The organism is Serratia sp. 14-2641 (genome assembly GCF_001692375.1).
In the GTDB taxonomy this organism is placed as follows: domain Bacteria; phylum Pseudomonadota; class Gammaproteobacteria; order Enterobacterales; family Enterobacteriaceae; genus Chania; species Chania fonticola_C.
The window spans coordinates 192946-203527 of record NZ_LXKR01000008.1 but is presented as its reverse complement, the minus strand read 5'-3'; the positions used below and the strand labels follow the sequence as shown (position 1 = coordinate 203527).

The following is a 10582-nucleotide window of genomic DNA, read 5'->3' as shown; positions in this document are numbered from 1 at the left end:
CGGGAGGTGCATATTACGCTTTCCCGCTGAAGAGTCAACCTTTTTCTCTTACGAGACGCGGTGTTTTCACCGGGTTGCTTCTTCCTGGCTGGGCGACTGCTTCGTCGTTGTTCCCGGTCAGTGGAGGCGCATTATAGGGAGTTCTCAGAACGCCGCAACCCCTAAATTCACTTTTTTTTCTGACCGTCGAATGTTTAAGCAAAACTCCATTAAAGCGGCAGTTTTTTCAACGATTTAAAGCCATAACCCTGCAAAACGGGCAATAAAGCATCGGTGTCTTCATTCAGTGCCATGCAATACGCCAGATTCTCTTCCTGAGTTGAGACCAGATTTTCCTGATTAGAGATAAGCCATGCGGCTCTGCGGGCAATTGCCGCACCGGAATCCACCAGCCGCGTTCCTTCAGGCAGGACTTGCATCAACTCTTCAGATAATAGAGGGAAGTGAGTACAGCCCAACACTACCGTGTCCGGAGGCTCGCGCATGTTCAGCCACGGCTGCAATATTTTCTTCAGCGTTGCCAGCGGTACAGGTTCACCATGCAGTTTGGCCTCTGCCAGTTCCACCAGCTCAGAAGAGCCTAACAGCTCGATTTTGCAATCTGTCGCGAAACGCTCGATGAGTTCATGAGTATAAGTACGCTGAACCGTACCACGCGTAGCCAGCAAACCGACGATACCGTTGGCGGTCAGTTTGGCAGCAGGCTTGATCGCAGGCACCACCCCCACTACCGGGAAAGCAAAACGTTCACGCAGTGCGGGTAAGGAAACGGTACTGGCGGTATTACAGGCAATGATGACGATCGCCAGAGGATGGCGCTGCTGAACCGCACTGACAATTTCCAGCACGCGCTCAACGATAAACTCTTCGGATTTCTCGCCGTAGGGGAATGCTACGTTATCGAAGGCGTAGATATAGTGGAGATCCGGCAGCAGTTGCCGAACCTCCTGAAACACTGACAACCCGCCGACGCCGGAATCAAAAACCAGCGCCGTCGGGCGAGGAGCCGCAGTGGCGTTAGAAGGTATAGCTGCCAGTGAGGTAGTACTCTCTTCCTGGGGTAGCGTAGCCATAAGCCGTCTCATAATCTTTATCAAACAGGTTGGCAATTCTACCACGAACTGTCAGCTGAGAGGTTATTGGATATGAGGCGCTCACGTCGACCGTGCTGTAACTCGGCAATACGCGCTGCTCAGGGTTATAAGTAGAAGAGATATTGTCGTAGCGCTTGCCGTAGTACTGATACGAGATATCCATGTCCAGGTTGAACATTGTCCAATCCAACTGATATTTGGCCTGACGTTTCGAACGGCGCGCCAACACCTCATCGGTCTGGTCATTACGCGGATCGATATATTGCAGCGTCAACCTGTGGGTGAACATCCAGGTATCAAAGCTACCCGTCCATTCCACGCCTTTAATCGTTGCCCTATCCACATTGTAATACTGGCCCTGATAGGTCACCGGGTCAGAATCATAGTTGATCAGGTTCTGGATTTTGTAATGGTAAGCAGACAGACGCCAATCCAACGGCCCGGTCAAACCTTCCAGACCCATTTCCCACTGTTTGGACTCTTCCGGCTTGAGGTTGCTGTTGGAATCAATGCCAAAGCGTTTTGAGCCATATTGCTGGCCCAGCGATGGCGTCAGGAAACCCGTACCGTAAGACAAGGTGGCTCGATAGCCATCAACAAACTCCCAACCCGCCGCGGTCTGCCAAGTGCCGTGCCAACCAAAGTCACCTGCCTTGTCTTCACGCCCGGAGGCTTCCAGCGTCACGCTGCCAAACTGCTGTTGACCGCTCAGGTACAGTCCCGTGTTGTCTCTTTTATAGGTATCGGCAAAGGAATTGTCGGAAGAGGTCAGGCGCTGTTGCTGGAAATCGGCACCGGCAGTGACGCTGCCGTGCTCGAAAGCATAGGTGTTGCCCCATTGCAGGTTACGCTGATCCATATCATCAAGTGTGGTACTGATGCCATAACGGCCGTTCTGGCTGCTGTAGTTGTAATCCTTCTGTTTCTGATAGCTGCCCGTCAGTTGAGAAGAGAAAGCCCCAGACAGGAAACGCAGCCCCATATCATAGGTGTGGCTATACAGGCGGTCTTCATCATTACTGTACTTCGGGCTGTAAGGTACACTGCCGACATCGTAGTCCGAGTTATTGGTATAACCATAACCCCGCACGAAGCCTGAGAAATTCTGATTGAACTGCTGCTCCAACCCACCCCAGAAGCTTTTATTACGGAAACCGTCACGATCGCTGTCGACCGAATAAGGCGAGCCTGGCTGCACATTGAAGCCATTGGTCATCTGGTAACTGCCCGCAACGGTAGCAACCGTATTATCAAAACGCTGGCGCAAGGCACCATCGTACTGCTGGTATCCTTTAGAACCAATACCCGCCTGGACTTTACCGCCCTCTTTATCCGTCTGGGTAATGATGTTGATGACCCCGCCGATGGCACCAGAACCATAAATGGCTGAGCGTGGCCCACGGATAAACTCCACACGCTGAACCAGCGCCAACGGAACCTGGTTAAAATCGACGCCGTTGCTGATCCCCAAACGGGCCATTGGCACGCCGTCGATCAGTACCAATACATGACGAGCTTCAGTGCCGCGTACCGAGAGAGATGACCCCTGCCCCATACCGCCGTACTGTGAAATATCGACACCGGGCAAACGACGCATCACATCATTGAGGCTTTTGGCCTGCCAACGGTCGATATCTTCGCGGGTCACCACATCGGCAGGCGCCAATACGGAAGAGACCGGTTGAGGGAAGCGATTGGCGGTAACCACCAGATCATCGCTACTTTTAGCCGTGGTGTTATCTTGCGCCCATCCAGAAAATGCCGTCACGGAGGAGACCACCGCCAGCAGTGTATTTTTTATCATTGTCATTATAAAAAGCATCCAAACTTCATTGGGGATGCCGCAGGGCCACGGCCGGTAGTTCGCGACGGCTATGGATATTGCGACGTACACCGGTAGGTTTTCGGGCTTGGGATTTGCCGGTTGCCTGTGGCAACCCGCACCGGGCGATGACTTCCCATCCTGCAGTGGACAGTGTCTGCGTTATTTAACGCTATCGCCGTGACTTCCCCATACCGCTGCGCGTCAGCTCCAGATTTGCACTGGATTCCCTTTTCACTCGCTGCTTGAGACCGGACGGCAATGCTACAATCAATGAAAATGGATGTCTAGATTGCCAACAGTGTTGCAAAATAGCACCACAACAAAACTGGACTTCACGGGCTGATTCCCTACAATCCCCCGCTGATCCAATTTGCCTGACGAGAGAAACCATGACGCCCGAGAATTTGCCTATTGAACGCTATGACGACCAACTGGCGGAGAAAACAGCCCGCCTGAAGACCATGATGTCACCGTTCACGGCGCCCGAGCCGGAAGTGTTTCGCTCGCCAGTCAGCCACTACCGGATGCGTGCGGAATTCCGCATCTGGCATGATGAGGACGATATGTACCACATCATGTTCGATCAGCAGACCAAGCAGCGTATCCGTGTCGATAGCTTCCCGGCGGCCAGTGAGCTGATTAACCGCCTGATGAGCGCCCTGATGGCGGCCCTCAAGCCCAATCCGGTGCTGCGCCACAAGCTGTTCCAGATCGATTATCTTTCTACACAGAGCGGTAAAATCATTGCCTCACTGCTGTATCACCGCAAGCTGGACGAACAATGGCAGCAAGATGCCACTGCGCTGCGTGACGCGTTACGCGCAGACGGCTTCGATGTGCAGCTGATTGGCCGCGCCTCGAAGATGAAAATCATGCTGGATCAGGATTACGTCGACGAAGTGCTGCCGGTCGCTGGCCGCGAAATGATTTATCGCCAGGTTGAAAACAGCTTCACCCAGCCCAACGCAGCCATGAACGTGCAAATGCTGGAATGGGCGCTGGATGTGACCCAAGGTTCAAAAGGGGATCTGCTGGAACTGTATTGCGGTAACGGCAACTTCTCGCTGGCCTTGGCCCGCAACTTCGAGCGGGTGTTAGCCACTGAAATTGCCAAGCCTTCGGTGGCGGCGGCGCAGTACAACATCGCGGCCAATCATATCGACAACGTGCAGATTATCCGCATGGCGGCGGAGGATTTCACTCAGGCAATGAACGGCGCTCGCGAGTTCAACCGGTTAAAAGGGATCGATCTGAGCAGCTATAACTGTGAAACGATTTTCGTCGATCCGCCGCGCAGCGGGCTGGATGAGGAAACGGTGAAGATGGTGCAGACCTATCCACGCATCCTTTACATCTCCTGCAACCCGGAGACCCTGTGCTCCAATCTGGATACGCTACAGGCCACGCACAACATCACTCGCCTGGCTCTATTCGATCAGTTCCCATACACCCATCATATGGAATGTGGCGTATTACTCGAACGCCGCTGATCTAGACGGGCGCTGCGCCCTACATCGCGAGCTGGCTGCGGAATATCCGCACCACTGTAAAAACAAAAAAGGCACTCCGCGGAGTGCCTTTTCTCGATGAAACCATTTTTAATGCTGAACAGTGACGGTATTGCGTTTCTTTAATTGGAAACCAATCCAGAGCACCAGCACCACGCAAACAATCGAGGGCAGGAAGTTCGAGCCGATCTGCGGATATTCCGCACGCACGATCGCGCTATATCCCAGGACGCCCAACAGGAAACAGCCGGCCGCCAGTTTTGGCATGCCATCCGGCATTGGCTGGTTCAGATAACGCTGATGCAGGCAATATACCGCCAACACCAAAGCAATCAACGGGAAGGCTGAAAACGACACCACCGAGCTGAACAGCGCGGCAAAGGAACCGTTTACGGACAGGCCGGCAATCAACGCCAGCAGTAAAGTACCATTCTCACGGCTTAGTTTTTCCATGACTTTCACCTTGTTATACGTGGGATACAGATGCTTTTTCTTGTTCGCGGCGATACCAGTAATAGGCTCCTTTGGAGATCATCCGCAGTTGCAACACTAACCTTTCTTCGAGCTGCCGCCGTTGTTCAATATCAATATCTAGCGCTTCCGCACCGGCACTGAAGACAATCGTCACCATAGCTTCCGCCTGCGCCTCGGTAAAGCTGCGAGGCATATGGTTTTCCAGCTCAAGGTAATCTGCCAGTTCGGCGATAAAATGTTGGATTTCCCGTGCTACCGCCGCACGAAATGCGGCCGAGGTGCCGGAACGTTCTCGCAGCAACAGCCGAAAGGCGTTGGGATTATTGCCGATAAACTCCATAAAGGTCGATACCGACGTGCGGATCACGCTGCCGCCTTTGGCAATACGCTGGCGTGCCTGGCGCATCAATTGGCGCAGCATCAGGCCACTTTCGTCAACCATGGTGAGTCCAAGCTCATCCACATCGCGAAAATGGCGATAGAAAGACGTGGGCGCGATGCCCGCCTCTCGTGAGACTTCACGCAAGCTCAGGCTGGCAAAACTGCGCTCGGCACTCAGTTGGCTAAAAGCCGCCTCAATGAGGGAACGACGAGTGCGTTCTTTTTGTTGTGCTCTGACGCCCATTTGCATATCCGGATGACTTCCCTTCTTCAGTCTAACGCCGCAGAACTGGCAATATAGCAAATTTATTGCAACAGCATTTATACAAACGCGCTTTGTCACAGTTCTAGGCCACACCGATTGTGCTTTGCCACAAAAAGGCTAATGGTAATTGGGCACGCAGCGCTATGATGTTAAGATACCGTTGTAAATTTGTATAAGAACAGGTCTCTCCTACATGCAACAACACTATCAATTTGATGCCATTATCATCGGCTCCGGCCCTGGTGGTGAAGGCGCAGCCATGGGTCTGGTGAAACAAGGTGCCCGCGTGGCCGTGATCGAACGGTACAATAACGTGGGCGGCGGCTGTACTCACTGGGGAACCATCCCCTCAAAAGCCCTCCGCCACGCCGTCAGCCGCATTATCGAATTCAACCAGAACCCGCTTTACAACAACTCCCGCACCCTTAGCGCCACTTTCCCTGACATTTTACGCCACGCCGACAGCGTGATTAACCAGCAAACACGCATGCGCCAAGGGTTCTACGAGCGTAACCAGTGCAAGCTGTTCGCCGGTAACGCCAAGTTTATCGACGCCAACACCGTCAGCGTAAGCTATATGGATGGCACGCAGGATACCATCCGCGCCGACCATATCGTGATCGCCTGTGGTTCACGCCCTTATCATCCGAACGGCGTTGATTTTAACCACTCGCGCATTTATGACAGCGACTCCATCCTGGAGCTGAACCACGAGCCACGCCACGTGATTATCTACGGCGCCGGGGTGATTGGCTGCGAATATGCTTCTATCTTCCGTGGCTTGAACGTGAAAGTGGACTTGATCAACACCCGCGATCGGTTGCTGGCGTTCCTCGATCAGGAGATGTCAGATTCTCTGTCTTATCACTTCTGGAATAACGGCGTGGTGATCCGCCACAATGAAGAGTTCGAGAAGATCGAAGGCACCGACGATGGCGTGATTGTGCATCTGAAATCCGGCAAGAAAGTGAAGGCCGATTGCCTGCTGTACGCCAATGGCCGCACCGGTAACACCGATGCGCTGGGCCTGGAGAACGTGGGTCTGGAATCAGACAGCCGTGGCCTGCTGAAGGTCAACAGCATGTATCAGACCGCCGTATCCCACATTTATGCCGTGGGTGACGTGATCGGCTATCCGAGTCTGGCGTCTGCCGCTTATGACCAGGGACGCATCGCCGCTCAGGCCATCTCTTCTGGGGAAGCCAGCGGGCATCTGATCGAAGACATTCCAACGGGCATTTATACCATTCCAGAAATCAGCTCCGTCGGTAAAACCGAGCAGGAACTGACGGCAATGAAAGTGCCCTACGAAGTGGGCCGCGCCCAGTTCAAACACCTGGCCCGGGCGCAGATTGCCGGCATGAACGTGGGTAGCCTGAAGATCCTGTTCCACCGCGATACCTTGCAGATCCTGGGGATCCACTGCTTTGGTGAGCGTGCGGCAGAGATCATTCACATCGGTCAGGCGATCATGGAACAGAAAGGTGAAGGTAATACCATCGAGTATTTCGTCAATACCACCTTCAACTATCCGACCATGGCCGAAGCCTACCGCGTGGCAGCGCTAAACGGCTTAAACCGCCTGTTTTAAGTTCGCTTTCAGGTAGTTCTGCATGTGTTCGCGAATAGCCTCGGCCAACTGCTCATAGCGGCTACGCAGCGGGGAGCCGGGGCGATACACCAGAGCAATGGTGCGCTTCGGTTCCGGTTTGTAGCACTCCAGATAGCAGACGCCGTCACGCTCGCGTTCACGCGGTACTGCCAAGGCGGGCAACAGCGTTATCCCACTGCCTGCGGCAACCATATTACGCAGCGTTTCCAAACTGGTCGCGCGGAAGTGGGTATCCTCATCCGCACCGGCCTGGAAGCAAAAGCCCAGCGCCTGATCGCGTAAGCAGTGGCCATCTTCCAGCATCAGCAGTTTTTCACCCGCCAAATCGGCCATCGCCACGCGTTCGCGCTGCGCCCACGGATGGTCGGAATAGACAGCCAATTGCATCGGCTCATCGAACAAAGGCACTTCGATAAAGGCTTCGGTTTCTTTCACCAGGGCAAGAATAGCGCAGTCCAACTTGCCGCTGTCCAGCTGTGCCAACAGTTGATGGGTTTGTGCTTCGTGCAGGTACATTTCCAGCTTGGGAAAGGATTTATGCAGCGTCGGGATAATCTGCGGCAGCAGATAAGGCCCCACGGTAGGGATCAGGCCGATATGCAACGGCCCGGACATCGCCTCCCCCTGCTGGCTGGCCATTTCCTTCAAGACTTTGACTTCGCGTAGCACGGTGCGCGCCTGCTCCACCAGCAGTAAGCCTGCCTGCGTGAAAAGCACCTTACGGCTGGTCCGCTCGAGCAGCATCACGCCCAACTCGTCTTCCAGCTTGCGGATCTGTCCACTCAATGTTGGTTGACTGACATGGCATGAGTCGGCAGCACGCCGGAAGTGGCGGTGCTCGGCCAAGGCGACCAGATACTCTAAATCACGAATATTCATTGTTGTTTCCCTCCTGGCCATGATAGCTCATGGCGATAGATAAGATAGCAACGAGTGATTAGAACTATCAAGCCCCGCAGTGAATAATGTCCCCCAACGAAGCGCAACGGCGCCAACATAAAAAATTCATTTTTCTAATTAAGGGGTTAATTCATGTTTACCAGTCAAGAAGGCAAAAAAGTCCCTCAGGTTACCTTCCATACTCGCCAGGGCGACCAATGGATCGATGTCACCACGGATGACCTGTTTAAAGACAAAACCGTGATCCTGTTCTCCTTGCCGGGCGCGTTCACCCCAACCTGCTCATCAAGCCATTTGCCGCGCTATAACGAACTGTCTAGCGTGTTCAAGCAACACGGCGTTGACAGCATCCTGTGCGTCTCGGTGAACGACACCTTTGTGATGAACGCCTGGAAAGCCGATCAACACGCCGAAAATATAACCTTCGTGCCGGACGGCAACGGTGAATTCACCAAGGGCATGAACATGCTGGTTGAGAAAGCCGATCTGGGCTTTGGCCCACGTTCATGGCGCTACTCCATGCTGGTGCGTAACGGTGTGGTAGAAAAAATGTTCGTCGAACCAAACAAGCCGGGCGACCCGTTTGAAGTTTCTGACGCTGACACCATGCTGAAATACCTGGCACCGGAATTCCAAGTGCAGGAATCGGTTTCCCTGTTCACCAAACCGGGTTGCCCGTTCTGCGCCAAAGCCAAACAAATGCTGCAAGAGCGCGGGATCCAATATGAAGAAATCGTGTTGGGTCAAGACGCGACCACGGTCAGCCTGCGTGCTGTCAGCGGCCGCGCTACCGTGCCACAGGTGTTTATCGGTGGTCGCCACATCGGTGGTAGCGACGATCTGGAAAACTTCCTGTCAGCCTGAATGATAAAAATAAACCCGATGGGCCTCAGGCACGGTTCAACAATCTGTCGCCTGAAAAAACCAACGGCATAGAAGTAATGTGACTTTTGGCGGGTGCTAACCCGCCCTTTTTTTATTCCCTTCAGGAGCGGATATGAAACTGTTGAATGTCGACGTCGCCGTCATTGGCGGCGGCACTGCCGGACTAGGCGCTTACCGCGCAGCAAAACTTTCTACCCCGAGCGTGGTGATGATTGAGGGCGGACCTTTTGGCACCACCTGTGCCCGCGTTGGCTGTATGCCTTCCAAATTGCTGATTGCTGCGGCAGAAGCGGTGCACCAGATCGAACGGGCTCCAGGGTTTGGCATCCATCCTGCGGGAAAAACCACCATCAATGGCCGTGAAGTGATGGATCGCGTCAAACGCGAGCGCGATCGCTTCGTCGGTTTTGTACTGGAAGGGGTCGATAGCATCCCGGCCGCAGACAAAATTCAGGGCTATGCCCGCTTCATTGACGACAACACCTTGCAGGTTGACGAGCATACGCGCATCGTCGCGCAGCGTATCGTAATTGCCACCGGCTCCCGCTCTAGCTGGCCTGCGCCGTGGAACGATCTGGGCGATCGCCTGATCGTCAATGACGATGTATTTAACTGGGATGATTTACCGCAGTCCGTCGCGGTATTTGGCCCAGGGGTGATCGGTTTGGAACTGGGCCAGGCGCTGCATCGCCTTGGCGTTGCCACTAAAGTGTTCGGCGTTGGCGGCGCGGTTGGCCCGCTGACCGATAGCGTAGTGCGGGAATATGCTGCTAAAACGCTGGGTGAAGAGTTCTATCTCGACCCGGATGTCAAAGTAGACATCATGCAGCGCGAAGGCGACAAAGTGTTTATCCGCTACCAGGATCTGCACGGCCAAACGCAGGAAATGATGGTGGATTACGTGCTGGCCGCCACCGGCCGCCGCCCGAACGTCGACAAGCTGGGATTGGAAAATACCACCCTGGTGCTGGATGCCAAAGGCGTGCCACAGGCCGATCGCTTAACCATGCAAACCAGCGTGCCGCATATTTTCATCGCCGGGGATGCCAGTAACCAGTTGCCACTGCTGCACGAAGCCAGCGATCAGGCTCGTATTGCCGGGCACAATGCCGGCAGCTTCCCAGAAGTAACACCAGGCCTGCGCCGTAGCGCGATTTCCGTGGTGTTCTCAGACCCGCAAATCGCCATGGTCGGCTCGACCTTCCGTGAACTGAACCAGAAATTCAGTGCCTGTGGCTGCTTTGAAGTGGGTGCCGTATCGTTCGAAAACCAGGGCCGTTCCCGGGTAATGCTACGCAATAAAGGCATCTTGCACGTCTATGGTGAGCAAGGGACTGGCCGCTTCCTGGGTGCTGAAATGATGGGGCCGGACGTGGAGCATATCGCCCATCTGCTGGCCTGGGCACATCAGCAGCAGATGACCATCGACCAAATGCTGGATATGCCGTTCTACCATCCGGTGATCGAAGAAGGGTTGCGTACCGCGCTACGCGATCTGCAAGCCAAGCTGAAGCTGGGTGAGTCTGAGGCAGAACGCTGCCAGCGTTGCCCTGGCGAATAAGCCTTTCGCTATTGTGTCAGTCAGCACAACCGGGCCTCCGCGCCCGGTTTTTTGCGTATGGCATTCCAGCCTTGAAT

Annotated in this window: 9 protein-coding genes and 1 riboswitch; of the genes, 4 read left to right on the top strand and 5 right to left on the bottom strand. The window is 54.3% G+C overall.

Annotation, left to right across the window (positions count from 1 at the left end; translation table 11 throughout):
- Positions 1 to 209: 209 nt before the first annotated feature.
- Both murI and btuB read right to left on the bottom strand, forming a co-directional pair.
- Positions 210 to 1073 (bottom strand): glutamate racemase, encoded by an 864-nt coding sequence (gene murI, locus A6U95_RS05845; protein ID WP_065683811.1) that lies wholly within the window; start codon positions 1071 to 1073, stop codon positions 210 to 212.
- Positions 1018 to 2904 (bottom strand): TonB-dependent vitamin B12 receptor BtuB, encoded by a 1887-nt coding sequence (gene btuB / locus A6U95_RS05840; RefSeq protein WP_098931799.1) that lies wholly within the window; start codon positions 2902 to 2904, stop codon positions 1018 to 1020. Before btuB ends, murI begins: the two co-directional genes overlap by 56 nt.
- 67 nt (positions 2905 to 2971) lie before the next feature.
- A riboswitch (cobalamin riboswitch) is annotated at positions 2972 to 3187 on the bottom strand.
- A 121-nt stretch (positions 3188 to 3308) separates the two neighbouring features.
- Between btuB and trmA the strand changes: the two genes are divergently transcribed.
- Entirely contained in the window at positions 3309 to 4409 is a 1101-nt protein-coding gene (gene trmA, locus A6U95_RS05835) for a tRNA (uridine(54)-C5)-methyltransferase TrmA (RefSeq protein ID WP_065683809.1), read from the top strand.
- A 108-nt stretch (positions 4410 to 4517) separates the two neighbouring features.
- Here the strand turns inward: trmA and A6U95_RS05830 are convergent, their stop codons facing one another.
- Together A6U95_RS05830 and fabR are read right to left on the bottom strand one after the other, a co-directional pair.
- Positions 4518 to 4880 (bottom strand): YijD family membrane protein, encoded by a 363-nt coding sequence (locus tag A6U95_RS05830; RefSeq protein ID WP_021807207.1) that lies wholly within the window; start codon positions 4878 to 4880, stop codon positions 4518 to 4520.
- 13 nt (positions 4881 to 4893) lie between these two features.
- Complete coding sequence (gene fabR / locus A6U95_RS05825) at positions 4894 to 5526, bottom strand: HTH-type transcriptional repressor FabR (protein WP_024482854.1); 633 nt, start codon at positions 5524 to 5526, stop codon at positions 4894 to 4896.
- Between the two features lie 214 nt (positions 5527 to 5740).
- Here fabR and sthA point away from each other — a divergent pair, with 214 nt between their 5' ends.
- On the top strand, positions 5741 to 7138 hold the full coding sequence (sthA, locus tag A6U95_RS05820; protein WP_021807209.1) for a Si-specific NAD(P)(+) transhydrogenase: 1398 nt from the start codon (positions 5741 to 5743) through the stop codon (positions 7136 to 7138).
- Here the strand turns inward: sthA and oxyR are convergent.
- Positions 7121 to 8038: a DNA-binding transcriptional regulator OxyR gene (gene oxyR, locus A6U95_RS05815; RefSeq protein WP_024527923.1), complete on the bottom strand. Its 918-nt coding sequence runs from the start codon at positions 8036 to 8038 to the stop codon at positions 7121 to 7123. The genes sthA and oxyR overlap by 18 nt on opposite strands.
- 153 nt (positions 8039 to 8191) lie before the next feature.
- Here oxyR and A6U95_RS05810 point away from each other — a divergent pair, with 153 nt between their 5' ends.
- Together A6U95_RS05810 and A6U95_RS05805 are read left to right on the top strand one after the other, a co-directional pair.
- On the top strand, positions 8192 to 8923 hold the full coding sequence (locus tag A6U95_RS05810) for a glutathione peroxidase (protein WP_024482856.1): 732 nt from the start codon (positions 8192 to 8194) through the stop codon (positions 8921 to 8923).
- Between the two features lie 133 nt (positions 8924 to 9056).
- Positions 9057 to 10505 carry a dihydrolipoyl dehydrogenase gene (locus tag A6U95_RS05805; protein WP_065683808.1) on the top strand — a complete coding sequence of 483 codons (1449 nt, stop codon included), beginning with the start codon at positions 9057 to 9059 and terminating at the stop codon, positions 10503 to 10505.
- Positions 10506 to 10582 lie beyond the last annotated feature (77 nt).